Raw genomic sequence first — 26,673 nt, forward strand, 5'->3', positions numbered from 1 at the left:
TTGGCGGCTACCGCCGCAGTGTTCATGTTCTGGCAGCGGGAGCCCGAGGGCCTCGTGGTCGGTATCTCGAACCTGCCTGACTCGTTGAACCCCGTGCTGGAGCAGAATCTCCAGGGCATGAACGCCAATGAACTGGTGTTCGATGGTTTGGCCAACTTCGAGGTCGACGCCGCCTCGGGCAAGCTCAATGCCGAGCTGGCGCTGGCCGACTCCATCAGCCAGGACCCGGTCACCAAGACCACGTACACGGCGATCCTCAAAGACGTGAAGTGGCACGACGGCGCTGCCGTCACCGCCGCCGACGTCGCGTACTCCTTCGCCGCTTACATGGCGCCCGAGAACAAGTCGCCCAAGCGGGATTACCTGAACTCGTTCATCTCGTCGGTCAAGGCGCAGGACGCCAAGACCGTCGTCATCGAGTTCCGCAAGCCCATCCCCGAGTTCCGGGCCATCCCGGTGCTGACCTTCAAGATCATTCCCGAGAATTACAAGGGCACCAAGCTGTCGACGAATCTCCGCTCTGGTGAAAAGGAGCGTGCCTTCGCGACCGCCCCGGTGGGTACCGGGCCCTTCGTCTTCGAGAGCTGGGAAATTGGCAAGTGGCTGACCTTCAAGGCCAATGCGAGCTATCTGCGCCACCCCCCGGCCACGTCGACTCTGGTCCTGCGCAGGGTCCTCGACCCGGTGATCCGGCTCAACGAGTTCCGTGAGGCCCGCATCAACCTGATCCTAGAGACCTCGCCGGCCGATCGTCCCATGGTCGAGAAGATGGGCGGCGTCCAGTTCAGCTCCTTCATGCCCTATGCGTTCTATCAGGTCGCGATCAACAGCAAGAAGCCCACTTTCGCCTCGCCCACCGCGCGCTTTGCGCTGTCTGCCGCGGTGGACCGCAAGGCCCTGGTTCCCGGAGTCACTGACCGCGACGATCTGACCATCGTCAACGACGGCGCCTTCCCCTCGGACCTGTTCAGCCGCAACTTCGCGGAATACAACGTGCCTCCCTTCGAGGCCACCCATCCCCACAACCCGGCCACGGCAGCGTCCTTGGCCGAGAAGGCCGGCCTCAAGGGCCAGACCGCCGTCCTGCTGTTCCCCGACTCTCTGGGCGACTTGGGGCAGAAGATGGCCGACAGTCTCGTGGCCCAGTACGCCAAGATCGGCCTGACCGTGGAGGCCAAGCGCACTGGCGATCAGGTGTTCAACCGTCTGGTGTTTGGCGAGAAGAAGTACGACTTGGCCTTGGTCTACGCCGAGGGCTTCGACAACCTTTACTCTGACATGGGCAAGTGGTACCGGGGCAACGGTGCATTGAACGTGACCGGCGTCGCCGACCCGGGCCTCGATGCGCTGTTCCAGACCTGGGACAACACCGTGGTGGCCACCGACTGGATCAAGGTCACGCGTGAGCTGCAGACCAAGATCGGCTCGCTGCAGCCTTCGGTGCCGCTGGTTAGCCTCAAGAAGGATGTGTATTCCCGGGCCATCAAGAACATTGTCATCGCCTCGGACAATCCATTCCTCTCGGTTGAGGAATGGGCTCAATGAGGTTCCTACGGTTTCTGGCGCTAGAGCTGGGTCTGCGCGGGGTGGTCTTCACCCTGGTCGGGACCCTGGCCTTGGTCGGCCTCTACCTCGCCTCCATCGGAGCTCCGGCGGACCAGTACCTGAAGACTCTGGGAGCCTTCTGGTCCATGGTGACTCTGGATTCTGATTTCTCGCTCGAAACGGCGGGGTTCAGCGCGCGGGAGATCATCAGCTCGGGAGCGGCCATCACCTTTCCCCTGGCCTTGGTCTCGCTGCTGTTCCTGGTGGTCATCGCCCTGGTGGGTGCCTCGACATCGGCCTCGTCGGCTTACCTGCGCACCGTCCAGGGCGGGCGCAAGTCTGTGGGCTTTGGTGCCGTGGGCGGCTTGCTGGCTTCGCTCTTGTCGGCGGTGCCGCTCTTCGTCGGGTTCTGGTTGCTCTACGGCGCTTCTGGCATGAGCCCCTCACCCATGCTGATTGCGCTGGTGGTGGTGGCCCTTGGCGGTCTTGGCTGGGACGCTACCCGGTTCTTGACCCTCGACATGAAGCGGCAGATCGACACCACCCACACTCTGGTGTTCAGCACCCTGGGGCCGGCGGTCGGCAGAGCCTTGCCCCTGCCTGGGACGGTGACCGGTTACCTCCTGAACTCGGCGGCCCCTCGGTTCATCCCCTACGTGGCGGGCAAAGTGCCGGCCATCATCGGTGGCGTCACCATCGCCGAGATGGTCTTCAACTTTCCTGGTCTGGGGAGCACCTTGCTGGATGCCTTGGTCAACATGCACACCGACACCCTGATCGCCGCGGTGTTCGTGCTGCTCGCTGTGAACGCCATGGTCACTTTTTTGGTCAAGTCGGCCCTCTTCGTCCTGTATCCGCGGTGGTATGAAAAAGCTCTTTGAGACTCTGAGCGTCGCCGCCGTGGTGGCGATGCTGACCCCCTTCCTCTTCGCCTGGGTTCCCGGGGCCGGAGAGTGGACCGTCGGCCTGCCGGCGGCTTATTGGCACAGCTTGGTGACCAGCTTCCGACAGCTGTCCATCACCCTGACCATCACCGTGCTGGTGGCCGGCGTCGTCACCGTGGCTCTGGGCTACTGTTCGATCCTGTGGCCGGTGGTGGGCAAGACCACCGCTGCGGTCCTGGACGCCGTCGAGTCGATTCCCTCCATTCTGGTGGCGCTGTTCTGCTACGCCCCTGTGGCCGTGGCCCTGGCCAGCAACTCGGCGTCGACCTCGACCATTTTGTCGCTGAGTGTCTTCATCTTCGCCGCCACCCTGACCACCCTTCCCGAAGCGGTCCGTGGCGTGGCTCTCCCGCTCGGTGAGCTCTACCACCGCAAGTATTCCGTGTCGCTGCGGGCCTATGGGTTCACCAAGGGGCGGATCTTGGCCGTCCTGCTGAATTCGAAGGACATGCGCGACGTGCTGCGCCGCACGGCCGCCGGCATTCTGCTCAAGACCTTGGTTCTGGACTGCTCGTTCAGCTTCATCATCCAAGTGGGCATGGGCGCCAACGGCACCCCGGCCCATACCAGTCCCGGCGGCCTCATTGCCGCCTGGCGGATGGTCCTCCTGCGAAACACCGACGGCTCACAGGCTCTGTTCTGGCTCCCGGTCATCCTGCTGGTCATGGTGAGTTTCGCGTTCCTGCTCCTTTTGGGACAAGACAAGCAAAAGGAGCACCACGCATGAGCGCCTCTCCCATCCTCGTCAACAATTTCTCCGTCCACCTCAAGGACCGGCTGCTGTTCGACATCGAGCGTTTCGAGCCCGTGCCCGGCACCTCGACGGTCATCACCGGCACCACGGGCTCTGGCAAATCGGTCTTCCTCAAGACCTTGGCGGGTTTGCTCTACGGACCGTTTGCCATGGCGGGGGGCATGAAACTCCACGGCATCGACGCTTACGTCGGCGGCAAGAAGACCAGCCTCGAAACCTGGCGGAGCATTCTCCACATTGGGCTGACCTTCGTTCCCGCCGAGACAGCGCAAGCCATGAATCCGGCCCTGTCGCTGGAGCAGAACCTCAAGATCATTTGCCCCGAGGCCCAGGAACTGGTCGCGCGACGGCTCAAGGAGTACTTCAACCTCGACTTCACCCGGTACGCGAAGCAGTATCCCGATGAAGTTTCCGGCGGTGAACTCCAGCGCATCACCCTGATGATCTTGCTCTCGCGCAAGGCTGACCTGGTGTTGCTGGATGAGCCCACCGTCAACCTCGACCGGCAGCTGCGCAAGCGCTTCATCACCTTCCTTAATGACGAGATTCTGGGTAAGGGCAAGACCATCTTGATGGCCAGCCACGACATCGACTTCGTCCGGGCCTTGCATCTCGACGTCATCCTGCGCCTTGAGAAACAGAAGCTCATCACGCTCGACAAGCTCCCCGAAGACGTCGTGATCGCCAAGGAGAAAGACGACGGCGTTGGCGCCGCCGGTCTCGATCTGAGGGACGTCAGCCAGCACTACATGGTTCGCGGTGTTTTCGGCGACCGACCCAGCTGGGCCTACAAACATCTGGACGTGACCTTCCGCCGGTCCCACATCTATGGCGTCACCGGTCCCTCGGGTTGCGGCAAGACGAGCATGATCAAGGCCATCCTTCGGCTGTTGGATGGCACCAGCGGGACGATCGACCTTGGCGGCCAAGATCTGGTGGCCTTGAAGCCCTACGAGCGCGGCGGTGACCCCGAGGCCTTCAAGCCTTATCGGCGCAAGATCGCCATCGTTCAGCAGGACTCCCGCTTCTCCTTCTTCCCCGATCTGAAGGTGAGGGATTCCCTCAAGGAGATCGGCAAGGTCTACGGCAATCCGGCCCTCTACGCCGAGGACCGGGTGCAGGCGCTGATGGACAAGATCCAGCTGCGCCGCGTGCTCTTGGACAACCTGCCCCGCTCGCTCAGTTCCGGCGAGATGAAGCGCATGGACATCGTCCGCGCGCTGGCCGCCGAGCCTGACGTGATCTTGTTGGACGAGCCCTTCGCCCACATCGACTTTGAGACCCGCGCCCTGGTCATGAAGGCCATCGCCGAGTACTTGAAAGAGAAGGCCGCCATCCTCATCGTGGTCACGCACGAGGATTTCGACCTCCAGTACTTCATCCAAACGGACTACGACTTCTTGAGTCTGGTCGACAACGACCGCCCGGTCTAGTCCGACCCCGCCGCGATGGAAGGTCTCCACGGAGCGCGCCTGCGCCCAGTGGGGACCGTCAGTTCCGTCCTCACCGTCCTCACGGAAACGACGTGGGGGTCTTGCCCCGCAATCTGACCATCAAAGCGTCGTCTCTGGACGTCCGAGGCCAAGCACCTGGGTGGTTCGCTCCGAGCGATGCGACGCACGCCGAGATCAGGGTTCTGAGGTCAGGGCTCGGACGTTGGGCGCGCATCGTCGCCCAATCGGGTCTCCGCTTCGTCGCGGTTGGCGGCAGGCTCAGCCGTGCTGGCTGGAAGGGCCTTGACCACCGCGGGCGTGGAGGGCACGGCGAAACTCGTGGCGCCCCTGGGCGCCGTGGGACTGGCCGGTTTCGTCGCCGATCCGTGGGGAGCGGCCCCGCCCGCCGCTGCGGGCAGGCTGTACTCGACGGCGCGCATGGCCGCGATCTGGCCGTTCAACTGCTCGATGCGACGCTGGCGCTCGCGCAGCATCTGGGCTTGCCGTTCATTGGCGTCTTGCAGGCGTTGCTGTTCGGTGTAAAGCAAGGCGAGTTGTTCCGCAAACGCCAATTGCTGTGCATGCAGCGGTGCGTGCCCATCTTGCACGGGCAGGCTGCGCAGCCGTTCGATCTCGGCCTCCAGCTCGGCGGGGGGCAGCGCGCACAGGGCCTTGGCATAGGCCAGCGCCTCAGTGACGTTGGCGGGTGCCTTGTGCGGCGCTGCTGGCGCCGCCAGCGCCGCGGGGGCTGGCGCCGGGGCAGCGGCCGGCGCGGGCACCGGCTCGGGGGTATGCACCCAGGGCAGGTCCACCGTGACGGACCATTGCGCCGGTGGCCACAGCTGGGCCGCGCAGCCCGCTAGCTGAAGCACGGTCAGACCAGCGACCAGCGTCAGCGCCATTGCCGGGCGCGCCAGCAGCGCTCCAGCATGCCGTGGTTGGCCTGGGCCGCGGCGTGTCTCGCCACGCGCACTGGGCCACGGTGTCATCGAGATCGGGTCGGGGAACAGGACGTCGGAGTCGGCCCAGACCGTGCACGGCTTGGCGGGCATGTCACACCGAGCTTTCATGGGGCAACTCGATGCGGAACCGGGCTCCCCGTGGCGGCGCGCCGATGGTGGGGGTCGCCGTGTCGCTGGGCTGCGCATCATCGAGCAAGCTGATGCGCCCGCCGTGGGCCTCGATGTATTCCCGCACGATGGACAAGCCGATCCCGCTGCCATGCAGGGCGTGGGGCGCTTGCAATTCGGGTTGGCGCTGGCCGCGGTAGAACGGTTCGAAGATGCGTGCACGGTCGGGCTCGGCGACACCGGGGCCCTGGTCGCCGATGTCTAGCAGAACCCAGCCCGGCTGGAGATGAAAGTTGAATTCGATCACCCCTCCTGGGGGCGAGAAACGGATGGCATTGGACAACAGGTTGGCGAGGGCGATGCCCATCTTCTCCTCGTCCAGCTGCAAGGTCGGCAAGGTGCTCGAAGCAAGCCGTGATGAGTCCGAGGACGCCATGGGTTCGCCCACACGCACCCGCACCGCGAGGTTACGGCCGCGCCATTGCAGGCGCTGGGCTTCGATCTGCGCGTGGACCAGGGCCTGCAGGTCCACCGGACGGCGCTTGAGCTGCCGAGCCTCGAACGCTGCCGCGTTGAAGCGCAGCAGGGCTTCGATGCGTTGCTGCAGCGTCTGCGCGTTTTGGTGCAGGATGTGCGCGACCTCCTGCTGACGCTCGTTGAGCGGCCCCGTCACCCCGTCTTCCAGCAGCGCGACCCCCTCGCGCAGCGCGGCCAGCGGCGTCTTGAGTTCGTGCGAGACATGACGCAGGAAGCGCGCCTTGTCGGCGTCGAGTTCCGTCAGGCGCAGTCGCAGCCAATCCAGTTGCAGGCCGAGCTGGCGCACGTCGCTGGGGCCGCGGATCGCGATCGGCTGGTCGAGCCGGTTCTCTCCCAGCCCCACGATCGCGCGTTCGATCTGCCGCAGCGGGCGCGCCAGCCACAGCCCCAGCCCCACGGCCAAGGCGAGCGTGAGTCCAACCGCGACGCTGACCAGTCCACCCAGGTTGCGCTGGCTGCGTGCCAGGCGTTCGCGCAGGGCCTCGCTGTTCTTCGTGATCAGTTGTTGCACCCGCTGGCCCAGTTGCTGGGTCAGCAAGTCCATGTCGCGGAAAGCACGTGCCACCGCGCGTTCACGGGTCAGCGACTGACGCAGTGCCTGGGCCCGGCCGGCAGGGGTGTCCTTGAGCACGCCGCCTTGCGCCATCAGCGCGCGGATGCGGTCATGCTGCGCGCGCCATTGCGCCGCCGCGGCGTTCAACTGCTCAAAGGCGGCGTCCGTCGCCGCCCGTTGCGTCTCGTCGTCCGATGCGCGAGATTGCGCGGCTTCGTTCAGCAGCAGCGCCAGGGTATCTTGCGCTGCACGGGATTCCTCGGCGTGGCGCAGGCGCAGCGGTTCGTCGTTGAGGATGAGCGATTGCCGCGCCGCGCGCTCCATCGCGGTCGTGTGCGCGGCCAGGGTCTGGGTGGCGGCGTTCAGGCGCAGCGCCCGGGAGGCGCCTTCGCCGTGCTCGTTCATCAGTCGGCCCAGCGTGAACACCGCGCTGATCGCCGCGCCGCCCAGCAACAAGGCGATGAGCATGAAAGCCGCCAGCAGCCAGTGGCGGAAGGCGGCCAGACGCAGGAGTGCGGCGAGCTGCATGACGCTGCGCGACGGCGCGGGCTTGCCCGGTTTCAGGCGCCGGCCTGCGCGGCCAGACTCTGAGCCTGCGCGCTCGCCTCGCGCGCCAGCCGCGTGACGGTGGCCCAATCGCCGCGTGTCAGCACGTCGGCTGGCGTGAGCCAGGAGCCGCCGACCAAGGCCACGTTGGGCTGTTGCAGGAAGGAGCTCAGGTTCTCGGGGCTGACGCCGCCCGTGGGGCAAAAGCGCATGTCAGGCAGCGGGCCGGCCAGGGCCTTGAGCATGTTCAGTCCGCCGGCCTGCGCGGCGGGAAAGAGCTTGACCAGGCCGTAGCCCGCGTCGCGCGCGGTCATCACCTCGCCGGGCGTCATCACCCCCGGAACAAAGGGCAGTTGCGCGGCCTGCACCGCATCCAGCAAGGCGGGCGTCATGCCAGGCGAGAGGGCGAAACGCGCGCCCGCGTCCTTGACCCGCTGAGCTTCCTCGGGGCGAGTCACGGTGCCCGCGCCTACGCAGAGTCCGGGCGCGTGGCGCGCCGCAGCCTCGATGGCCGCCAGCGCGGCCGGGTGACGCAGGGTGATCTCAATCACGTCGATGCCGCCCTCGAGCAGGGCGTCGGCCAGGGGCGCGGCCTGTTTCGGGTCGGTGATGACGACCACGGGAACGATGCGGGAGCGGAAGGCGGGCAGGGACAAGGGCAGGGTCATGGTGGGGCGAGACGATAACAAAACTCAGGAACTCAACCCAGCAGGGGCGAGGCGCCGGCTTCGGCGCGGCCCGCGTGCTGGCGAAAGAGGGCGAACAGATCACGGCCCACGCCGCTGTGCTGCGCGGACAGATCAGGCGCTTGCACCGGGCGCGCCGCCAGTTCTTGATCGGGCACTTCCAGCAGCAGGCGGCCGGCTTCGCAGTCGAGGTCGATCATGTCCCCGTTGCGCACGCGGGCGATCATGCCGCCGTCCAGCGCTTCGGGACTGAGGTGGATGGCGGCGGGCACCTTGCCGGAAGCGCCGGACATGCGGCCATCCGTGACCAGGGCCACCTTGAAGCCTTTGTCCTGCAGCGTGCCCAGCGCGGGCGTGAGTTTGTGCAGCTCGGGCATGCCGTTGGCGCGCGGGCCTTGGTAACGCACCACGGCCACGAAGTCGCGTTCCAGTTGGCCTTGCTTGAACAGCTCCTGCAGTTCCTGCTGGCTGTCCACCACGACGGCGGGCGCGCGCACATGGCGGTGCTGGGGTTTGACCGCCGAGGTCTTGACCACCGCGCGGCCCAGGTTGCCCTGCAGCAGCTTGAGGCCGCCGTCGGCGCTGAAAGGGTCGGCCACGCCGCGCAGCACGTCTGTGTTGCCCGAGGTGGCGGGCACGGGCCGCCAAGCCAGGGCGGCGTAAGGGCCGCTGCCGTCCTGCCAGGGCTCCTGGGCGTAGGCCTGAAGGCCCTGGCCCATCACGGTGCGCACGTCCGGGTGCAGCAGGCCCACGGACAGCAGCTCGCGGATTAAGAAGCCCATGCCACCCGCCGCCTGGAAGTGGTTCACGTCGGCCGTGCCGTTGGGGTAGATGCGCGTGAGCAGGGGCACGTTGGCCGACAGCTCGGCGAAATCGTCCCAGTCGATCAGCACGCCCGCGGCCCGCGCCATGGCCACGAGGTGCAGTGTGTGGTTGGTCGAGCCGCCGGTGGCCAGCAGGCCCACGATGGCGTTGACGATGGTTTTCTCGCTGACCACCTCGGCCATGGTGGCGCTGTTCGCCACATCGCCGGAAGCGGCGGCCTGGGCCAGCGCCACCGCGCGTTGCACGGCCGCGCGCGTGAGCAGCGGGCGCAGCGTGGTCTGCGGGTTCACGAAGGACGCGCCGGGCAGGTGCAGGCCCATGACCTCCATCAGCATCTGGTTGGAGTTGGCCGTGCCGTAGAACGTGCAGGTTCCCGGCCCGTGGTAGGCCGCTTCCTCGGCCTTGAGCAATTCGTCACGGCTCACCTTGCCTTGGGCGTAGAGCTGGCGCACCTTGGCCTTCTCGTCGTTGGGCAGGCCCGAGCTCATGGGGCCCGAGGGGACGAAGACCACGGGCAACTGCCCGAACTGCAGCGCGCCCATCACCAAGCCGGGCACGATCTTGTCGCAGATGCCCAGGCACAGCGCCGCGTCGAACACATTGTGCGAGAGCGACACCGCCGTGGCCAGGGCGATCACGTCGCGCGAGAACAGCGAGAGTTCCATGCCTTCGTAGCCCTGGGTCACGCCGTCGCACATGGCGGGCACGCCGCCAGCCACCTGGGCCGTGGCGCCCGCGGCGCGCGCGGCCGCGCGGATTTGCTCGGGGTAGTTCTCGTAGGGCTGATGGGCCGACAGCATGTCGTTGTAGGCGGTGACGACGCCCAAATTGGGCGCGCGCGCGGCGCGCAGGGTCAGCTTGTCGTTGACCGGCATCGCGGCCCAGGCGTGGGCCGCGTTGGCGCAACCCATGCCTTCGCGGTAAGGGCCGGGCTTGCGTGAGCGCGCCACCATGGCCAGGTAGGCGGCGCGGGTCTCGCGGCTGCGTTCGACGATGCGCTCGGTGACCGTCTTGAGCGTGGGGTGCAAGGGCGTGGGGGCGTTCATGGTTCGTCTCTTTGTTCTGGGAGTCGGAATGACTCGGTCTTTTGGATCGTTGAGTCTGGTTTGTTCAATCGGCGTGCCACACCGCGACCGGTTCGGTCGCGTGGTGCAGCACCAGGGAAATGGGCAGGGTCGTGTCGGACCCGGTGCGCGCGCCTTGCAGCGCGCGTTGGTACACGGCCCACTTGGCCGGTCCCGCGATGGACAGCACGGTGTGGCGGCTGTTCAGCAGCGCGGCCAGGTTCAGGCTGACGCGCGGATGGGGCGCTTGCGTGGGCGTGAGCGCCACCAAGCCGGGCGTGGCCTCGGGCCGCAGCGCCTCGGCCACGCCGGGGGCGTCGGGGAAGAGCGACGCCGTATGACCGTCCTCGCCCATGCCCAGCACGGTCACGTCGGCCGTCAGCGCCGCGTGCGCTGGATGGGCTGCGTCCAGCGGCAGCAGGCGCGCGGCGGCGGCAGGCCCTTGCAGCAAGTGGGCGCGCAGCAGGGTTTCGTTGCGTTCGGCATGGCCATCGGGCAGTTGGCGCTCGTCCACCAGTTGCACGGACACCCGCACCCAGTCCAGCGGCTGCGCTCGCAATTGTTCAAACAGAGCCACCGGCGAGCGTCCGCCGGACACGCGCAGCAGCGCCTCGCCGCGCGCGGCCAGCGCGGACTGCAGCCGCGCGGCGATGTCGAGCGCGAGGGCTCGGGCGGTGGCATGGGGATGTTCCACGGGCAGGGGCATCAATGGTCTCTGTCGTCGGTGAAGCGCTTCGTGCGATCGGACCGCTTCATGTTTCCTCGAACCAGGCCAGGCCTTCGCGTGCCATCAGGGCCGAGCTGGCCGCCGGGCCCCAGCTGCCTGCGGGGTAGGGGCGCGCGGGTTGGTTCGAGGCTTGCCAGCCGCGTTGGATGGGGTCGATCCAGCGCCAAGCGGCTTCCAGCTCGTCGCGCCGCATGAAGTGGGTCAGTCGCCCGTGCACCACGTCCATCAGCAGGCGCTCGTAAGCTTCCGCGCGACGGCGCCGCGAGGTGGACTGCAGATCCAGGCCCAGGTCCACGCGTTGCATGCGCATGCCGCTGCCCGGCTCCTTGACCATCATTTGCAGTTGGATGGATTCTTCGGGTTGCAGCGTGATGACCAGGCGGTTGGGCTGGGCGTCGGGCTGCTCCGCGAACACCGAGAACGGAGGCTGCGCGAACTCGATGATGATCTGACTGCGCCGGTGCGGCATGCGCTTGCCGGTGCGCAGGAAGAAGGGCACGTGGGCCCAGCGCGGGTTGCGCACATGGGCCTTGAGCGCCACGAAGGTCTCGGTCTGGCTCTCGGCGGGCACGCCGTCCTCTTCCCGGTAGCCGGGCGCGGCCTGCCCCTCGGCGTGGCCGGCAGCATACTGCCCGCGCACGGTGTCGCGCAGGATGTCGGCTTGCGTCAGTGGCTGCAATGAGCGCAGCACCTTGAGCTTTTCGTCACGCACATCATCGGGGTCGAGTGAGAGCGGCGGCTCCATGGCCACGATGCACATCAGCTGCAGCAGGTGGTTCTGCACCATGTCGCGCAACGCGCCCGTCTGGTCGTAGAAACCAGCGCGGCTGCCCACACCCACCGACTCGGCGACGGTGATTTGCACGCTGCGGATGTTGGGGCCGCGCCAGAGCGGCTCGAAGATGGCGTTGCCAAAGCGCAGCACCATCAGGTTTTGCACCGTCTCTTTGCCCAGGTAGTGGTCGATGCGGTAGATTTGGCGCTCGGCGAAGTGGCGGGCCACCTCGTCGTTGATGGCGCGCGCCGATTCAAGGTCCTGCCCCAGCGGTTTTTCGAGCACCACGCGCGCGTCCGCGTTGATCAGGCCCTGTGCCGACAACTCGGCGCAGATCGGCGCGAAGAGCCCGGGCGCCGTGGCGAGGTAGTAAACCCGCACGGCCGTGCGCGCGCAGCAGGCGCGCAGCGCGGTGAAACTCTCGGGTCGGGTCGCGTCCACGGTCGCGAAGTCCAGTCGGGCCAAGAATCCGCTCCAGGCCGCGGCATCCAAGGCGTTGTCGGGGATGAAGGGGCGGGCGCGCTCAGCGACAAAGGCGGCGTAGTCCGCCGTGGTCCAGGGCTGGCGCCCGACGCCCACGATGCGCGCCTCGGCGGGCAACCGGCCGTGCAGATGGGCCATGTACAGCGCGGGGATCAGCTTGCGCAGCGCCAGGTCGCCGGCGCCGCCGAAGATGACGAGGTCCAGGGGAAGCGGGGGGTCGGTCTTGGTGTTCATGCGGGGGTTCAGGTCAGGGGCAAACCGCATCTTGGCACGGGCCGGGGCCGGCTGTCAGGAACTGGCGCGCACCACCACCTCGTAAGGCAGGTGCACGCTGTGCTGGGCCGGGAGGCCGCCGCGGATCAGTTGCAGCAGCATCTGCGCGCCGGCTTCGCCGATGGCCCAGCGCGGCGTGCGCACGGTGGTCAAGGGCGGCAGCATCTGGGCGCTGCCCGCCAGGTCGTTGAAGCCCGCGATGGCCAGCTTTTGGGGCACGGCCACACCCAGCCGCTGCGCGGCCAGCAGACCGCCCTGGGCCAGGTCGTCGTTGCAGAAGAAGACCGCGTCCACGTCCGTTTGCTCGCGCAGCAGGCGTTCCAGCAGCTCGGCGCCCAGTGCCAGCGAGGAACGCGCCGGGCTCAACAACTCCAGCGCGGGGTCATACAGACCCGCGGCCCGCAGGCAACGGCGGTAACCCTCGGCGCGTTGAAGAGTGCGCGGGTCGAGCTGGGCGGCGATGAAGGCGATGCGTTTGCGCCCGCGCGCCAGCAGGTGCTCGGTCATGGCCGCGCCCGCGTCCTGTTGCGAGAAGCCCGCGCAATAGACCTGAGGTGCGTCGGTCACTTCCATCAGGTGCACGCAAGGCACGCCGCTGGCGGCGATCAACTGGCGCGCGGTCTCGGTGCGGTCGAAACCGGTGACCAGCAGTCCGGCCGGACGCAGCGCGAGGTAGCTGCGCAGCAGCGCTTCCTCTTCCTGCGCGTCGTAGTGCGTCACCCCGATCAGCGGCTGGTAGCCCGCCGGGAAGAGTGTGCGGTGCACGGCTTCCAGCACGTCCACGAAGAGGGTGTTGGACAACAGGGGCACGAGCACGGGCACTTGGGTGCCGCGTTGGGTGGCCAGGGCGCGCGCCGCGGGGTCGGGCACGTAACCCAGGCGCTGCGCCGCTTCCTGCACGCGTGCCACCAGCTCGGGGGCGACGCCGCGTTCTCCGCGCAGTGCGCGCGAGGCGGTGATCGGACTGACTTCGGCGGCCTGGGCCACATCGTTGAGGGTGACGCGACCGCTGGAACGGCGGCGGCGCGGGTGCTGGCTCAAGGGTTATCCCTGCGAAATTGGAAAGGGCGCATGCGGTAGGATAGCGCTACCATCGCCTGATTTCAAGGCTGACCCGCCGTACAAACCGAAGTCTCAGGGTTTTCATCGAGGTTCCTCTTCACAGTTTCGTCTATCCGTGCGGCACGCCTTGGGCGTGCCGTTTTCACAGAGCATTGGACAGCGCTACCAAATCATGTCTGACACGCCATCTTTCCAACCCGGAGCAGGGTTCGCGCCGCAGCACCTCGTCGTGATGGGCGTGGCCGGCTGCGGCAAATCCAGCCTGGCCCAGGCCGTGTCCCGCCACATGGACTGGCGTTTGCACGAGGGGGACGACTACCACTCGCCCGAGAACGTGCGCAAGATGCGCGCGGGCATCGCCTTGACCGACGACGACCGCGCGGGCTGGCTGCAGCGCCTGGGGCAACTGCTCGCCGCGGAATCCGGTGTGGTGCTGACCTGTTCCGCCCTGCGCCGCGCCTACCGTGACCGCCTGCGCGCCGCCGCTCCCGATCTGCGTTTCGCCTTCATGGGCCTGAGCGAGGAGGCGGCGCGTCAGCGCGTGGCCGCGCGCCCCGGCCATATTTTTCCGGTGAGCCTGGTGGCCAGCCAGTTCCAAACCCTGGAAGACCCCCGTGGCGAGCCTGGGGTGCTGGCGCTCGACGCACTGCAACCCCTGGACCAGCTCTGCCAGCACGTGTGCGACTGGCTGCGCCAGCCGACCTCCCAGACTCAAGCACCCCAGGCATGACACAAGAATCCCTTCCTTCTTCCGCCGCCCAGAAATTCACCGGCCTGCTGATGGCCCTGTGCCTGGCCGTGATGGCGCTGGCGGTGTTCGTCAACGTGGTGCTGCGCTACGGCTTTGGCAGCGGTGTCGCGGCCAGCGAGGAGCTGTCGCGTTTGCTGTTCGTCTGGCTGGTCTGCATCGGCGCCACCGCGGCCTACCCGCGTGGCGAGCACATGGCCTTCACCGCGCTGGTTCGGCGTTTTCGACATGGCGCGGCCATGCCCTGGCTGGCGCGGCTCATCCATCTGCTCGTGGTGGTGGCCTGCGTGATGCTGGCCTGGGGCGCTTGGCAGCAGGTCGTGGTGGGCATGGGCAGCCACAGCGTGGTCTTGCGTTACCCGGCGGCCCTGCTGCCCTTGCCAGCCTTGCTGTGCAGCGTGGCCATCGGCGTCATGGCCTTGCGCGATCTGGTGCGCGGGCGTTTGCCCGATTTCGGCCATGAAGCCGAGGTGGAGTGAGTGATGAGTCTCGAAGCGCAAGCCTTCATTGTTTTTTGCCTGGGCATGGTGGTCTTCATGGGCCTGGGCGTGCCCATGGCCTTTGCCTTGGTACTGACCGGCGCGGGCATGGCCTGGACGCTGGATTTCTGGGACACCCAGTTGCTGGCCCAGAACTTGGTGGCCGGCATCGACAGCTTTCCGCTGCTGGCCGTGCCCTTCTTCATCCTGGCAGGTGAGCTGATGAACGCGGGCGGCATCAGCCGCCGCATCATTGAGATGGCGCGCGCCTGGGTGGGACACATCCGAGGCGGCCTGGGCTTCGTGACCATTGGCGCGGCCATGCTGATGGCCAGCATGAGCGGTTCGGCGTTGGCGGACACCGCGGCGCTGGCGACCATCCTGCTGCCGATGATGAAGGCGCACGGTTACCCCATGGGCCGCTCGGCCGGCCTGATGGCCGCGGGCGGCATCATCGCGCCCATCATCCCGCCGTCCATGCCCATGGTGATCTACGGCGTGACGACCAACACCTCGATCTCCCAGCTCTTCCTCTCGGGTATCGTGCCCGGCATCATCATGGGACTGGGGCTGGTGATTGCCTGGCGCATCGAAAGCGCGCGCATGACCGGTGTGCAGCGTGACGAGCCCATGCCCTACAAGGATCGCTTGCGTGTCACGGCCAAGGCTTTCTGGGCCTTGCTGATGCCCCTCATCATCATCGGCGGCATGAAGTCCGGCGTGTTCACGCCGACCGAGGCGGCGGTGGTCGCGGCGTTCTACGCCCTCATGGTGGCCCTGCTGGTGCACCGTGAAATGACCCTGGCTCAGTTGCACGGCGTGCTGACCCGCGCGGCCAAGACCACGGCCATCGTGATGTTCCTGTGCGCCGGTGCGCAGGTGGCCAGCTACATGGTCACGCTGGCCGATCTGCCGACCGTGTTGACCGGCTGGCTGGGTGGCCTGACCGAAAACCCCAAGCTGCTGATGCTGGTGATGATGGGCGTGCTGGTCGTGATCGGCACCGCGCTGGACTTGACGCCCACCATCCTGATCTTTGCCCCCGTGATGCTGCCCATCGCGGTCAAGGCGGGCATCGACCCGGTGTACTTCGGCTTGATGTTCGTGCTCAACGGCACCATCGGCCTGATCACGCCGCCCGTGGGCACGGTGCTCAACGTGGTGGCCGGCGTGGGCCGCATGCAGCTGGACGAGGTCATCCGCGGGGTCAATCCCTACCTGATCGTTTACCTGGCCATCCTGCTGCTCTTCATCGCGTTCCCGCAGATCGTCACTGCGCCGGTCCTTTGGTTGCGCTGACGACGTTCACTTTCTTTTCACTCGCTTCAAGGAGACACACCATGAAACTGATTCGACGCACTCTGCTGGCCGCCACCGCGGCCGCGCTCCTGGCCGCGCCCCTGGCCGGCCTGGCCCAAGACGTGAAGTCGCGCATCATCCGCTTCGGCTACGGCCTGAACGAACAATCCAATCAAGGCCGCGCCGTCAAGGTGTTCGCCGACGAGGTGGCCAAGGCATCGAATGGCAAGCTGCGCTTGCGCGCGATCGGCGCCGCCGCCCTGGGTTCGGACGTGCAGATGCAGCAGGCCCTGATCGGCGGCGCGCAGGAGATGATGGTGGGTTCCACCGCGACCCTGGTGGGCATCACGCAGGAAATGGCGCTGTGGGACACGCCCTTCCTCTTCAACAACACCCAGGAAGCCGACGCCGTGCTGGATGGCCCGGTCGGCCAGAAGGTGATGGACAAGCTGCAGGAAAAGGGCCTGGTGGGCCTGGTCTACTGGGAAAACGGCTTCCGCAACCTGACCAACAACAAGCGCCCGGTCACCAAGGTGGAAGACATGGACGGCATCAAGCTGCGCGTCATGCAGAACAACGTCTTCCTCGACAGCTTCAAGATGCTGGGCGCCAACGCCGTGCCGCTGCCGTTCTCCGAGCTGTTCAGCGCCCTGGAAACCAAGACGGTGGATGGCCAGGAGAACCCGTACAACACCATCCTGTCGAGCAAGTTCTACGAAGTCCAGAAGTACCTGAGCGTGACCAACCACGTCTACAGCCCCTGGATCGTGACCGTCAGCAAGAAGTGGTGGGACACCTTGTCCAAGGATGAGCAGAAGATCCTGTTGGACGCCGCGAAGAAGAGCCGTGACTTCGAGCGCAAGGACACCCGCGCCGAAGCCGCCCAGGCCCTGGCCGAGCTGCGTGCCAAGGGCATGCTGATCAACGAGTTGACGCCGGCCGAGACCGACCGCATGCGCGCGCGCCTGACCCAGGTGAACGCCAGCATCGCCACCGGCGTGGGCCAGGCCCTGTGGGACGAAACCCAGGCTGAACTCAAGCGCCTGCGCGCGAAGAAGTAAGCCGCTTTCCTAGCTTGGCCCAAACGCCCGGTGCTTGTCGCGCCGGGCGTTTTTCATTGAGCGGTGTGGTGTTCTCGCCAAGGCCAGCGCCCGAGACCTTGCAAAATTTACGCGCGGGCAATGCGCTCAAGCACGCACGCTCAATGTCATGCGCTCTTGGTATTCGCGTGGCGTGCAGTCGAGTTCTCTCCGAAAGACCGTGTACATGTACTGCAGCGAGGTGAAGCCGCTGCGCACAGCGACATCCGAACTCGATGCGTCCCGCCGCGCGAGCATTTCCTTGGCGACGTCGAGCTTGTGAGACAGGATCGCCTGGTGCACGGTGCAGCCCAGGTCGCGACGAAAGTGCTCCTCCAGCGCCGAACGCGAGATGCCCACGTACGCGGCGACTTGTTCCGTCTTGATGCCTTGGCATGCGTATTGCCGTATGAAATGGCGCGCGCGCATCACGTAGGCGTTGGACAGGGGCTGATGGCGCGAGGACGCCAGCGCGTTGACCCCCACCGGCGGAACCAGCACCCTGTGCCCGGGCAGGCGCACGCCGCCCAGCATCTGGTGCAGCAGCTGCGCGGCAGTGCGACCCATCTCTTCCGTGCTTTGGATGACCGATGACAGGGGAATGCGGCCCAGCGTTCGCGCCAAGGGGTCGTTGTCGATGCCGATGATGGCCACCTGCTCGGGCACGGCGAGATCGGCCAGCAGGCAGGCCTGCAGCAGATGGCGCGCCCGCGCGTCGGTCACGGCGATGATGCCGACCGGCTTGGGCAGCGCCCGCAGCCAGTCGATCAACTGCGCGCTGGACTGATTCCAGGACATGGCGCTGGTGGCCAGGCCTCGGTAAATTTCGTCTGGCGCGCAGGCGTTCGGTTGATCGGCCTGGCGCAACCGCAAATAAGCGCGCTCGCGTTCCAAGGCCCATCGGTGAGCCGGCGAGACAGGCACGCTGTAGAGGGCGAAGTTCTCCAGACCCGCGTCGATCAGATGCTTGTACGCCAGCGCGATCAACTGCGCGTTGTCGGTCGCGACGTAGGGATGCTGGCTCGGATAGGCCGTTTCATCCTCGTAGGAGGCGCCTATCGCGACGATGGGCAAGCGACAAGGACGCAAGGCATCGGCGACGTCGGGGTCGTCGAAGTCCGCAATGATGCCGTCGCCATCGAAGTGCTCAATGCCCGCGAGACGACAGCGGAAATCATCCTCGAGAAAGAGCTCCCAAGTGACCCGCGTCGAACGCAGATAGTCGCCGATGCCGACGATGATGTCGCGGTCATAGACTTTGTTCGCGTTGAACAGTAGCGCGATCCGGTGGATGCGCGGATGCGCGGGCGAGTGGCTGTGCATGATTCCTGACGCGGTCTCGCGTGACGCCGCCTTGTCTCCTCGGTGTTGGCCTGGGACGGCCCCATCAGGCCGCGCCCCTATCGTTAGTCATTAGGTGAAACCACCAACGCCGTTGGCGCTCCGCGCGTCCTGCGGCGAATGATAAATAAACATTAGATTCTTTGGCCGATTTCACAATCGACCGCGCGCGAAGCCAGGGCTACGATGAAAACGCCCTGCGAAATTCTTGCATGAAGGATCGCCCGCAAGAAGCGGTCGATTCGCGCATGCAGCGCGGGTTGAACCGCATGCAGTGGCCGCGCTTCAAGACACGGCGCGGCCATTCGGTTCATCGATCCCTACAAAACAGGAGTGAGACAAATGATTTTCAGCAAACGTCGTTCCGTGTTGGCTTCATTGGTTTGTGGTGCCGTCCTCGCCAGCTCGTTGCTCGGCACGCTGGCGCACGCCAGCAAGGAGCGTCCCGAGATCGGTTTCAGCATCGACGACCTGCGCGTCGAGCGCTGGGCGCGTGATCGCGATTACTTCGTGGCCGCGGCCACGCAGCTTGGCGCCAAGGTGTCGGTGCAATCGGCCGACGCCAACGAGGCGCGTCAGATCGCCCAGATCGAGAACATGATTTCGCGAGGCGTGGACGTGATCGTCATCGTGCCCTTCAATTCCAAGGCCCTGACCAATGTCGTGGCCGAGGCGAAGAAGGCGGGCATCAAAGTGCTGTCCTATGACCGCCTGATCCTCGATGCCGACGTCGATGCCTACATCTCCTTCGACAACCACAAGGTTGGAGAAATGCAGGCGCAAGGCGTCTTCAGCGCCCGTCCCAAGGGCAACTATTTCCTGCTCGGCGGCGCGCCGACCGACAACAACGCCAAGATGCTGCGCGAAGGACAGCTGAAGGTGCTGCAGCCCGCGATCGACCGAGGCGACATCAAGGTGGTCGGCTCGCAATGGGTGCCGGAATGGAGTCCGTCCACCGCGCTCTCGATCATGGAGAACGCGTTGACGGCCAATGGCAACAAGATCGACGCCGTGGTGGCTTCCAACGACGGCACGGCGGGTGGCGCCATCCAGGCGCTGGCCGCGCAGCGCCTGGCGGGCAAGGTGCCGGTCTCGGGGCAGGACGCCGACCTGGCCGCCGTCAAGCGCCTGATCGCCGGCACGCAGACGATGACGGTCTACAAGCCGCTCAAGCAGATCGCGAGCACGGCAGCCCAACTGGCGGTGGACCTCGCCAAGGGCAACAAGCCGACGTACAACTCCCAGTACGACAACGGCAAGAAGAAAGTCGATACCGTGCTGCTGCAGCCGACCGTGCTGACCAAGGAGAACATCGACCTGGTGATCAAGGACGGTCTCTACACCCAAGCGCAGATCAGCGGCAAGTGAACAGCCGCTTGCGATCGCAGGGCGGGTGCGTCGCCTGACACACCCGCCGCGCTTCACGCGTGGAGAAAAACATGACACAACCTTTGCTGGTGATGCGTGGCATCGTCAAGGCGTTCGCGGGTGTCAAGGCGCTCGATGGCATCGACCTGACGGTCATGCCGGGTGAGTGCGTCGGCCTGTGTGGCGAGAACGGCGCGGGAAAATCCACGCTGATGAAGGTGCTCTCGGGCGTCTACCCGCACGGCACCTGGGATGGAGAAATCCTCTGGGACGGCGCGCCGCTCGAAGCACGTGGCATCCGCGACACGGAACGGGCCGGCATCGTCATCATCCACCAGGAACTGATGCTGGTGCCCGAGCTTTCGGTGGCCGAGAACATTTTCCTGGGCAACGAAATCACCTTGCCAGGTGGGCGCATGAACTACGACGCGATGTACCAGCGCGCCGACGAGTTGCTGCGCGGACTGAACATCCATGGCATCAACGTGGCCCAGCCGGTGATGAACTACGGCGGCGGGCACCAGCAGCTGATCGAGATCGCCAAGGCGCTGAACAAGCAGGCCAGGCTGCTGATCCTCGATGAGCCGTCGTCTTCCTTGACTGCCACCGAGACGCGCATCCTCCTGGACATCGTGCGCGACTTGAAGAAGCGCGGCATCGCCTGCGTCTACATCTCGCACAAGCTCGACGAGGTCGAGGCCGTGTGCGACACCATCACGGTGATCCGAGATGGTCATCACGTGGTCACTGCGCCGATGAGCGGGCTGAGCACCGACCGCATCATCACGCAGATGGTGGGACGCGAAATCAGCAACATGTTTCCCCGCGAGCCGCACGACATCGGCGAGGTCATCTTCGAGGCGCGCCACGTCACCTGCCTCGATGTCAACAACCCGCGCCGCAAGCGCGTCGACGATGTGTCCTTCACGCTGCGCCGTGGCGAAATTCTGGGCGTGGCGGGACTGGTCGGCGCGGGACGAACCGAGTTGATGCAGGCCATTTTTGGCGCCTACCGTGGCGCGAGTCGCGTCCAGGTCCTGCTCGATGGCAAGCCCGTTCGAATCCGCGCGCCGCTGGACGCGATCCGCGCGGGCATCGCGATGGTGCCGGAAGACCGCAAGCATCACGGCATCGTGCCGCTGATGAGCGTCGGGCACAACATCACCCTGGCCGTGCTGCAGCGCTTCGCGCACGGCGGACGCATCGAGGCGTCGGCGGAACGGGACACGATCCGCGCCGAAATGCTGCGGCTGTCGGTGCGCGCGGCGCATCCCATGCTGCCGATCGCCAGCCTCTCGGGCGGCAATCAGCAAAAGGCCGTGCTCACGCGCATGCTGCTGACCCACCCGCGCGTGCTCATCCTCGACGAACCGACGCGCGGCGTCGACGTGGGCGCGAAGTACGAGATCTACAAGCTGATTTTTCGTCTCGCGCGCGAGGGCATGGCCATCATCGTCGTCTCGTCCGAACTGCCCGAAGTGCTCGGTCTGAGTGATCGCGTGCTGGTGATCGGCGAGGGTGAGCTGCGTGGCGATTTCATCAACGACAACCTGACGCAGGAAGACATCCTCACGGCCGCGATCCAACCGGCGCGGCCTTCCTCCCCCAGTGAAGTGATTGCAGCATGAGCTCCGAAACCCTGACTCATTCCGCCACCGCGCCGCAAGAAGCGGTCGGCGGCTCACAGCGTTACCGACAACTGTTCGTGCGCTACAAGATCCTGGCCTTGCTGATTGCGGTGGCCGTGATCTGGATCTTCTTCTCGGTGATGACCGAGGGCTCCTTCATCACGCCGCGCAATGTGTCCAATCTGCTGCGCCAGATGTCGATCACCGGCATGCTGGCCTGCGGCATGGTCTTCGTGATCATCGCGGGCGAGATCGATTTGTCGGTCGGTGCCTTGCTGGGCCTGCTGGGCGGGTTGGCCGCCATCTTGGACGTGGCCTTCGGCTGGCCGATCTGGTACACCCTGCCGACGGTGCTGCTGATCGGCACGGCGGCCGGACTGTTCAACGGCTGGCTGTCCACCTATGGCGGCATTCCCTCCTTCATCGTCGGCCTGGGTGGCATGCTGGCCTACCGCGGCATCCTGCTGGGCGCGACGGGCGGTTCAACCATCGCGCCGGTCTCGGAGGAATTCGTCTTCATCGGGCAGGGCTACTTGCCGCGCCTGCTGGGCCACGCCCTCGCGGTGCTGCTGTTTGTGCTGCTGGTTGCGCTGACCGTCACGCGCCGTCGCAGCCAGCAGCGCTATCAGCTGGCCGTCGCCCCGGTCTGGCAAGACGTCGCCAAGGTCGTCGTCATCGGCGTCCTGATCGCTGCTTTCATGACCATGCTGGACCAGTACGGCGGCATTCCGGTGCCCGTGCTGCTGCTGCTCGTGATGCTGGGGGTCTTTTCCTGGATCGCCACGCAGACGGTGTTTGGCCGGCGCATCTACGCGGTGGGTTCCAATCTGGATGCCACCCGTCTGTCGGGCATCAACACCGACCGGGTCAAGCTGGCGGTGTTTGGTCTGATGGGGCTGATGTGCGCCTTCGCCGGGATGATCAACACCGCGCGCCTGGCCGCGGGCTCGCCGTCGGCGGGGTCCCAGGGCGAGCTGGACGCCATCGCGGCCTGCTTCATCGGTGGCACCTCGATGCGTGGCGGTTCCGGCACCGTCTATGGCGCGCTGATTGGCGCGCTGGTGATGGCCAGCCTGGACAACGGCATGTCCATGCTCGACGTCGATGCTTACTGGCAGATGATCGTCAAAGGCGCCATCCTGGTGCTCGCGGTGTGGGTTGACGTGCTGTCGCGTTCGAGCCGTCTCTGAGCAGACGGTATCTCGGTTCTTTCCTGACTTCAGCTTTTGACTGACTGAAACTGAAGAGTGATCTCATGACTTACGCAATCTATCCAGCTCTGCTTGACAAGAACGTGGTGGTGACTGGCGGCGGCAGCGGCATCGGCGCGTCCATCGTGGAAGCCTACGCCCAGCAAGGCGCGCGCGTGACTTTCCTGGACGTGGCGCGCCCGGAATCCGAGGCCTTGGCCTCCTCGCTGGCGGGTTCCAGGAACGCGCCCGTGTTTCGCTTCTGCGATCTGACCGACATCAACGCGCTGAACGCGACCTTCGCCCAGATCGAGGAGCAGGCGGGTCCAGTCGAGGTGCTCGTCAACAACGCGGCCAACGACGATCGCCATCGTCCCGGCGACATCAGCGCCGCTTACTGGGACCAGCGCATTCAGGTCAACCTGCGGCATCAGTACTTCTGTGCGCAGGCGGTGATGGGCGGCATGAAACGGCTGGGGCGCGGGGTGATCCTGAACCTGGGCTCGATCTCCTGGTACCTCGCCCAAGCGAATCTGTCGATCTACATGACGGCCAAGGCGGGCATCGAGGGCATGACGCGGGGCCTGGCGCGCGATCTGGGTGGGTACGGCATCCGCGTCAACTGCATCGTGCCCGGCGCGGTCCGCACGCCCCGCCAGATGAAGCTGTGGCAAACACCCGAAAGCGAGGCCCAGCTGCTCGCCGCCCAGTGTCTGCACAAGCGCGTGGATCCACTGCATGTGGCCCGCATGGCGCTGTTCCTGTCATCCGATGACGCGGAGTGCTGCACGGCGCGCGAGTATTTCGTCGATGCCGGCTGGTACGGCGGCTGACGTGATTGCGTTGAACCCACCGCGCCCGCAATGCCTTTGGCCCGTCGCCGCCACCCTGGGTGAAGGCGTGGTCTGGCATGCCCAGGAAGCCGCTGTCTATTTCGTCGACATCAAGCAGCGCCAGCTGCATCGTTTCGACACGGTGACTGGCGCGCGGCGCGATTGGGAGGCGCCGGGCCAGATCGGTTTTGCCTTGCCGCATGCCGATGGGGGTCTGGTCTGCGGTGTGCAGGGGGGCCTGCATCGTTTCGATCCACGCAGCGGGACATTCAGCCTCTGTGTGCCAGTCGAGACCGATCGGCCGGGCAACCGACTCAACGACGGTCATGTGGACGCCGAAGGGGCACTCTGGTTCGGTTCCATGGATGACGCCGAAACCGAAGCGAGCGGGGTGCTCTACCGCATCGGCCGCGACGGCGTGCTGAGCGTGCGTGACACGGCGTATGTGATCACGAACGGCCCGGCGTTCAGTCCCGACGGTGCGACGCTCTATCACAACGACACGCTGCGGCGCGTCGTGCACGCCTTCGATGTGGGAACCGAGGGGGTGCTGAGCCGCAAGCGGGTGTTCACCCGCATCGCGGGCAGCGGGTATCCCGATGGCATGGCGGTCGATCGCGAGGGGTGCCTGTGGGTCGCGCTGTTTGGCGGCGGGCGCATCGAGCGTTTCTCGCCGGACGGCGGCCTTCTGGGCGCGGTCCACTTCCCTTGTTCCAACATCACCAAGCTTGCGTTCGGCGGCGACGACTTGCGCACGGTCTATGTCAGCACCGCGCGCAAGGGCTTGGACGAAGCGGCTTTGGCGCAGCAGCCCCTGGCGGGTGGCCTCTTCATGTTCCAAACGGATGTGCCGGGGCTGGCGCCCACCCCCTGCACCGTGCCGCTGGACTTCTGACGGTTCAGGCCTGGGCGGCGATGTCCTTCGTCAGCACTTCGCCGCGCAGCGAATGTGGGTAGGCCAGCGTGATGTTCACGTCCACCATCTGGCCGATCAGCCGCGAGGGCGCGGCCTGCATGGCCGGTCCCATCGCAAAGTTCACCGCGCGGTTGCAGACGGTCTTGCCGGTGAGTTCATTCGGGTTCTTGCGCGAAGGGCCTTCGACCAGGATGCGCTGTGTCGTGCCGACCAGCTTCTGGCTTAGCCGACGCATATTGCCCTCGATCAGGGCCTGAACTTCCTGCAAGCGCCGTAGCTTGACGTCGTGCGGCGTGTCGTCCTGCAGATTGGCCGCCGGCGTGCCGGGGCGCGGGCTGTAGATGAAGCTGAAGCTGTTGTCGAACTCCATGTCCTCGATCAGCTTCAGGGTCTTGGCGTGGTCGTCCTCGGTCTCGCCGGGGAACCCGACGATCAGGTCGGTGGCCAGCGCCAGATCCGGGCGCGCGGCGCGCAGCTTGCGCACCGTGCTCTTGTACTCCAACGCGGTGTAGCCGCGTTTCATCGCCATCAGGATGCGATCGCTGCCGTGCTGCACGGGCAGGTGCAGGTGGCTCACCAGCTTCGGGATGCGCGCGTAGGCCTCGATCAGGCGCGGCGTGAATTCCTTGGGGTGGCTGGTGGTGTAGCGGATGCGCTCGATGCCCGGCATTTCGGACACCAGCTCGATCAGACCCGCGAAGTCCAGACCGTCCTTGACCCAGGCGTTCACGTTCTGGCCCAGCAGCGTGATTTCCTTCACGCCTTGCGCGGCCAGGCCGGCCACCTCGGTCAGCACGTCGTCCAGCGGGCGATGCACTTCCTCGCCGCGCGTATAGGGCACCACGCAGTAGCTGCAGTACTTGGAGCAGCCTTCCATGATGCTGACGAAGGCACTCGCACCCTCGGTGCGCGCGGGCGGCAGGTGGTCGAACTTCTCGATTTCGGGGAAGCTGATGTCGACTTGGGGGCGACGCGTGGCCTCGCGTGCGTTGAGCAATTCAGGCAAGCGGTGCAGGGTCTGCGGGCCGAAGACCACGTCCACGTAGGGCGCGCGGGCGATGATGGCCTCGCCTTCCTGGCTGGCGACACAGCCGCCCACGCCGATCTTCACGCCCTTGGCTTTGAGGTGCTGCACCCGGCCCAGGTCGGAAAAGACCTTTTCTTGCGCCTTCTCGCGCACGGAGCAGGTGTTGAAGAGGATCAGGTCGGCCTGCTCCACGTCGTCGGTTTTTTCATATCCCTGGGCGGCGCCCAACACGTCGGCCATCTTGTCCGAGTCGTACTCGTTCATTTGGCAGCCGAAGGTCTTGATGAAGACCTTCTTGGCGGGCGCCGTCGGCGCGGGGGCAGGAGCAGGGGAGTCCGAGCGGTTCATGGTGTGTATCCAGAGGCTGGGTCATAGACGAAAGCGAACCCGCGATGATACCGGGGCGGTGGCGCGCCTGCACGGCGGCGTTTGGGATTGGGCTATAATGCTCGGCTCTTGGAGGTGTAGCTCAGTTTGGTCAGAGCGCAGGATTCATAACCCTGAGGTCGGCGGTTCAACCCCGCCCACCTCCACCAAGATAGATAAAGCCAGCCGTCGTGAGACGGCTGGCTTTTTGTTTGGGGCGCGCGGCGTTTACGGCCTTTTTAGTTCCAGTCTTAGTGCCCGTCTTAGCGCTCGTGGCTCGTGGCCCTGCCCTGTTCCTGCCGCCGCCGCTTGCACTGCTTGCTCCGTGTGGGCATCCGCGGGGTGCAAGACTTCCAGCGCGACTTCTTCCAGCGTGACATCGGCGGGGCTGCCAAACACCGTCGTGGCCCCGATGAAAGAAAGTTGGCCCAGGCGGGTTTGCACGATCAGCGGCAGGCTGGGGCTGTCGCTTCCGTTCCATGCATCGTGCTTGCCGATGGGGTAGGCCAGCGTCTCGCGCAGCAGGGCCTCCAATTGCGGGTCGGCTGTCATCTGAATCTGGCGCCGCAGCAGGTGCAGGTAGTGCGAGCGCCAAGCGGCGAGGTTGAGGATGCGCGGGGCCATACCGCCCGGGTGCAAGACCAGGCGAATCACATTCACCGGCGGGCGCAGCAGCGCCGCGTCAACCCCCTCGAACAGCGCGGGCACCGCGGCGTTGGAGCGGATGATGTTCCAGTGCCTGTCGATCAGGTAGGCGGGAAAGGGTTTGTGGCGTTCCAGCGTCAGATCCACGATGGCGCGCAGCGAGTCGAACGCGGCATCCTCGAAGTTGCGAGCCTGAAAAACGGGCGCGAAACCGGCGGCGATCAACAGGTCATTGCGCTCGCGCAGCGGGATGTCCAATTCGTCGGCCAGTCGCAGGATCAGCTCTCGCCCAGGCTGCGCGCGTCCGGTCTCGATGAAGCTCAGGTGGCGCGAGGAGACCTCCGCTTGCACCGCCAGCGCCAGTTGACTCAGGTGCCGCCGTTCCCGCCAGGTCCGCAACTGCTCGCCGATGGCGGGTGGGGCTGGGTACGTGCGGGTGTCCATGGCGCAATCATGCTAACCGAGGTCGGGCGGGGT

The 26,673-nt window shown here is 65.9% G+C and carries 23 protein-coding genes and 1 tRNA gene; 14 read left to right on the top strand and 10 right to left on the bottom strand.

Features of this window, described 5'->3' with window-relative positions; translation table 11 throughout:
• The 4 genes from HGR_RS10175 to HGR_RS10190 all read left to right on the top strand — a co-directional run.
• The coding region (locus HGR_RS10175) for an ABC transporter substrate-binding protein (protein WP_039853176.1) at nt 1–1,545 on the top strand (1,545 nt) is incomplete at its 5' end.
• Nucleotides 1,542–2,426, top strand: a complete 885-nt coding sequence (locus tag HGR_RS10180) for an ABC transporter permease family protein (protein ID WP_006298152.1) — start codon at nt 1,542–1,544, stop codon at nt 2,424–2,426. The genes HGR_RS10175 and HGR_RS10180, both read left to right, overlap by 4 nt.
• Nucleotides 2,410–3,216 carry a hypothetical protein gene (locus tag HGR_RS10185; protein WP_006298153.1) on the top strand — a complete coding sequence of 269 codons (807 nt, stop codon included), beginning with the start codon at nt 2,410–2,412 and terminating at the stop codon, nt 3,214–3,216. The genes HGR_RS10180 and HGR_RS10185 overlap by 17 nt, the downstream gene beginning before the upstream one ends.
• The gene (locus tag HGR_RS10190) at nt 3,213–4,676 is read left to right on the top strand and encodes an ATP-binding cassette domain-containing protein (RefSeq protein WP_006298154.1); all 1,464 of its coding nucleotides are present in this window, start codon (nt 3,213–3,215) and stop codon (nt 4,674–4,676) included. Before HGR_RS10185 ends, HGR_RS10190 begins: the two co-directional genes overlap by 4 nt.
• A 209-nt stretch (nt 4,677–4,885) precedes the next feature.
• Here the strand turns inward: HGR_RS10190 and HGR_RS10195 are convergent, their stop codons facing one another.
• The 7 genes from HGR_RS10195 to HGR_RS10225 all read right to left on the bottom strand — a co-directional run bounded on the left by HGR_RS10195 (nt 4,886) and on the right by HGR_RS10225 (nt 13,256).
• The gene (locus HGR_RS10195; RefSeq protein WP_138922478.1) at nt 4,886–5,746 is read right to left on the bottom strand and encodes a hypothetical protein; all 861 of its coding nucleotides are present in this window, start codon (nt 5,744–5,746) and stop codon (nt 4,886–4,888) included.
• Nucleotides 5,730–7,364: an ATP-binding protein gene (locus tag HGR_RS10200; RefSeq protein WP_006298156.1), complete on the bottom strand. Its 1,635-nt coding sequence runs from the start codon at nt 7,362–7,364 to the stop codon at nt 5,730–5,732. Before HGR_RS10200 ends, HGR_RS10195 begins: the two co-directional genes overlap by 17 nt.
• A 32-nt stretch (nt 7,365–7,396) precedes the next feature.
• Nucleotides 7,397–8,050 carry a bifunctional 4-hydroxy-2-oxoglutarate aldolase/2-dehydro-3-deoxy-phosphogluconate aldolase gene (locus HGR_RS10205; protein WP_006298157.1) on the bottom strand — a complete coding sequence of 218 codons (654 nt, stop codon included), beginning with the start codon at nt 8,048–8,050 and terminating at the stop codon, nt 7,397–7,399.
• A 32-nt stretch (nt 8,051–8,082) separates the two neighbouring features.
• Nucleotides 8,083–9,939 (bottom strand): phosphogluconate dehydratase, encoded by a 1,857-nt coding sequence (edd, locus tag HGR_RS10210; RefSeq protein WP_006298158.1) that lies wholly within the window; start codon nt 9,937–9,939, stop codon nt 8,083–8,085.
• Nucleotides 9,940–10,003: 64 nt separating this feature from the next.
• Entirely contained in the window at nt 10,004–10,663 is a 660-nt protein-coding gene (gene pgl, locus HGR_RS10215) for a 6-phosphogluconolactonase (protein ID WP_006298159.1), read from the bottom strand.
• A 46-nt stretch (nt 10,664–10,709) separates the two neighbouring features.
• Nucleotides 10,710–12,176 (bottom strand): glucose-6-phosphate dehydrogenase, encoded by a 1,467-nt coding sequence (gene zwf / locus HGR_RS10220; protein WP_006298160.1) that lies wholly within the window; start codon nt 12,174–12,176, stop codon nt 10,710–10,712.
• Nucleotides 12,177–12,230: 54 nt separating this feature from the next.
• Nucleotides 12,231–13,256, bottom strand: coding sequence for an HTH-type transcriptional regulator GntR (locus tag HGR_RS10225; protein WP_006298161.1), 1,026 nt, complete (start codon nt 13,254–13,256; stop codon nt 12,231–12,233).
• A 193-nt stretch (nt 13,257–13,449) separates the two neighbouring features.
• Here HGR_RS10225 and HGR_RS10230 point away from each other — a divergent pair, with 193 nt between their 5' ends.
• From HGR_RS10230 to HGR_RS10245, 4 genes are read left to right on the top strand one after another with little or no spacing between them, the layout of a single operon-like run.
• Complete coding sequence (locus HGR_RS10230; RefSeq protein WP_050797440.1) at nt 13,450–14,007, top strand: gluconokinase; 558 nt, start codon at nt 13,450–13,452, stop codon at nt 14,005–14,007.
• The gene (locus HGR_RS10235) at nt 14,004–14,504 is read left to right on the top strand and encodes a TRAP transporter small permease (RefSeq protein WP_006298163.1); all 501 of its coding nucleotides are present in this window, start codon (nt 14,004–14,006) and stop codon (nt 14,502–14,504) included. The genes HGR_RS10230 and HGR_RS10235 overlap by 4 nt, the downstream gene beginning before the upstream one ends.
• A 3-nt stretch (nt 14,505–14,507) precedes the next feature.
• Nucleotides 14,508–15,803, top strand: coding sequence for a TRAP transporter large permease (locus tag HGR_RS10240; RefSeq protein ID WP_006298164.1), 1,296 nt, complete (start codon nt 14,508–14,510; stop codon nt 15,801–15,803).
• A gap of 41 nt (nt 15,804–15,844) precedes the next feature.
• Nucleotides 15,845–16,864 (top strand): TRAP transporter substrate-binding protein, encoded by a 1,020-nt coding sequence (locus tag HGR_RS10245; RefSeq protein ID WP_006298165.1) that lies wholly within the window; start codon nt 15,845–15,847, stop codon nt 16,862–16,864.
• 126 nt (nt 16,865–16,990) lie between these two features.
• On the opposite strand, the gene HGR_RS10250 is transcribed toward HGR_RS10245, so the two are convergent.
• Nucleotides 16,991–18,205 (bottom strand): XylR family transcriptional regulator, encoded by a 1,215-nt coding sequence (locus HGR_RS10250; RefSeq protein WP_006298166.1) that lies wholly within the window; start codon nt 18,203–18,205, stop codon nt 16,991–16,993.
• A gap of 360 nt (nt 18,206–18,565) precedes the next feature.
• On the opposite strand from HGR_RS10250, the gene xylF reads away from it, so the two are divergent.
• The 5 genes from xylF to HGR_RS10275 all read left to right on the top strand — a co-directional run bounded on the left by xylF (nt 18,566) and on the right by HGR_RS10275 (nt 24,137).
• Entirely contained in the window at nt 18,566–19,591 is a 1,026-nt protein-coding gene (gene xylF / locus HGR_RS10255) for a D-xylose ABC transporter substrate-binding protein (protein WP_006298167.1), read from the top strand.
• 59 nt (nt 19,592–19,650) lie between these two features.
• Complete coding sequence (xylG, locus tag HGR_RS10260) at nt 19,651–21,219, top strand: D-xylose ABC transporter ATP-binding protein (protein WP_454550583.1); 1,569 nt, start codon at nt 19,651–19,653, stop codon at nt 21,217–21,219.
• The gene (locus tag HGR_RS10265) at nt 21,216–22,409 is read left to right on the top strand and encodes a sugar ABC transporter permease (protein WP_006298169.1); all 1,194 of its coding nucleotides are present in this window, start codon (nt 21,216–21,218) and stop codon (nt 22,407–22,409) included. Before xylG ends, HGR_RS10265 begins: the two co-directional genes overlap by 4 nt.
• Before the next feature lie 65 nt (nt 22,410–22,474).
• Entirely contained in the window at nt 22,475–23,242 is a 768-nt protein-coding gene (locus HGR_RS10270) for an SDR family NAD(P)-dependent oxidoreductase (RefSeq protein WP_006298170.1), read from the top strand.
• A complete protein-coding gene (locus HGR_RS10275; protein WP_006298171.1) occupies nt 23,220–24,137 on the top strand; it encodes an SMP-30/gluconolactonase/LRE family protein in 918 nt (305 codons plus the stop codon). Before HGR_RS10270 ends, HGR_RS10275 begins: the two co-directional genes overlap by 23 nt.
• 4 nt (nt 24,138–24,141) lie before the next feature.
• On the opposite strand, the gene miaB is transcribed toward HGR_RS10275, so the two are convergent.
• On the bottom strand, nt 24,142–25,533 hold the full coding sequence (gene miaB / locus HGR_RS10280) for a tRNA (N6-isopentenyl adenosine(37)-C2)-methylthiotransferase MiaB (protein ID WP_006298172.1): 1,392 nt from the start codon (nt 25,531–25,533) through the stop codon (nt 24,142–24,144).
• A gap of 110 nt (nt 25,534–25,643) precedes the next feature.
• Here miaB and HGR_RS10285 point away from each other — a divergent pair.
• Nucleotides 25,644–25,721: transfer RNA gene (locus tag HGR_RS10285), tRNA-Met, on the top strand.
• A gap of 58 nt (nt 25,722–25,779) precedes the next feature.
• Here the strand turns inward: HGR_RS10285 and HGR_RS10290 are convergent.
• Nucleotides 25,780–26,640, bottom strand: a complete 861-nt coding sequence (locus HGR_RS10290; RefSeq protein WP_006298173.1) for a helix-turn-helix domain-containing protein — start codon at nt 26,638–26,640, stop codon at nt 25,780–25,782.
• Nucleotides 26,641–26,673 lie beyond the last annotated feature (33 nt).

Source organism: Hylemonella gracilis ATCC 19624 (assembly GCF_000211835.1).
GTDB lineage: Bacteria > Pseudomonadota > Gammaproteobacteria > Burkholderiales > Burkholderiaceae_C > Hylemonella > Hylemonella gracilis.